1 protein-coding gene is annotated in these 1421 nt (G+C 43.9%); it reads right to left on the reverse strand.

Going from position 1 to position 1421, the window contains the following annotated elements:
- Positions 1 to 278: 278 nt before the first annotated feature.
- A complete protein-coding gene (locus ACRPFF_RS11055) occupies positions 279 to 1241 on the reverse strand; it encodes an IS110 family transposase (RefSeq protein ID WP_048596800.1) in 963 nt (320 codons plus the stop codon).
- Positions 1242 to 1421: the final 180 nt, after the last annotated feature.

Raw genomic sequence — 1421 nt, forward strand, 5'->3', positions numbered from 1 at the left:
GAGATGTGTATAAGAGACAGGATTTCAACAAATAGAAAAGGACTTTATAAGTTTTTCTGCATATCATATAGGTTTTGGTAGACTATTAAATGAGTTGAAAGCCTTCCCGCGAGCAATTTCACGTTTTGCATTTGCGGGAATGACAAGATACTACTTTAATTGACAACAGCATCTTTACAATTCATTTTCAACCCATTGAATTTCAATATTTGAAAATTCACCGGATTTCAGACGCGGCAAAGCAGGCATTTAAAAAATGCCTTTTTTCCTTTCGGGATTTACGCCGATTTGTAACGCGATGGATCGTAATCTCCGCCTTTCTTATGTACGTGATACGCAATAACGGCGAGTTTACGCATCAATGCTGCGATGATGACTTTTTTAGGCTTCTTCTTTTCTTCCAGCCTTTTGATGAAGTCGGGAAATGCCCTTATCCGGTATGCGACCATGGCCGGCATAAACAAGACGGCGCGTAATTTCCTGTTGCCAAACTTGGTCAGTTTGCCTTTTCCCCTTACGCTTGTCCCGGATTCTTTTTGTTGCGGGCTTAAGCCTGCGAACGCTGCAAATTTGTTTGATGTTTCAAATTTCGAAGATGTTAGATGATGAAACAATACGGCTGCGGTCATTCTGCCTATTGCCGGTATGGTTTCAAGACGCTTCACGCCTTCCTTGCAGTTAGGCTTCTCCGTCTGCTCTTTTATCTTCTCCTTTAAAACTTCAAGCTGTTCATTCATGGCTTTGATGATTTGCGCATATGCTTTGGCCGCTTCTTCATCTTTTGCCGCGTGATGACGGTTTTTCATTGCCGCGCATTCGCTTTTGATTTGCGCGTATGCTGCGGTCATCCGTAAAAGCCTGTATTGCTCGTCCGTAGGCTTCTGCCTCTTTACAAGCTCGCTTTCCTGCGCCGACCGGCAATACTGCGCTATCAGTTTTGCATCCTGTTTGCCTGTTTTGGTTCGCTTGAACCTGCTTTCTGCATACTTGCTTATTTTCAGCGGGTTCACTACGTAAACGCTGTAATACTGCGCGAAGTAGTCGGCAACTTCTTCATAATAGTTTCCCGTTGCCTCCATGCAGATATGCAGATTCTGACATCCCAAGCTTTTCAACCGGTCCGAAAACTGATCTAAACCTTTTGAATCGTTGTCAAACTTTGCCGAATGCTCCGTTTTGCCGACCATGGCGGATGCGTCAAATGTCAGCTTGGATATATCCAATCCTACGGCGTTACGCATGGGATTACCCTTATATATTCAGAATCTGTGTTCTTTGATACTACTAGTAAACCAAACCGTTGGAAGCTGGTTTGCTGCAACAGATGTTGCCTTATCCCTCTCAGTAGAAGACTGAACCCATTATACGGCAAATGTATTTACCCCACTTGACCACTGTCTCTTATACACATCTCCGAGCCC

This window comes from Neisseria sp. SLRRB23 (assembly GCF_050896295.1).
Classification (GTDB): domain Bacteria; phylum Pseudomonadota; class Gammaproteobacteria; order Burkholderiales; family Neisseriaceae; genus Neisseria.

Bases quoted from the DNA above. Each gene is read 5' to 3' on its own strand.
- ACRPFF_RS11055 (WP_048596800.1), bottom strand. From the start codon at position 1,241: ATGCGTAACGCCGTAGGATTGGATATATCCAAGCTGACATTTGACGCA.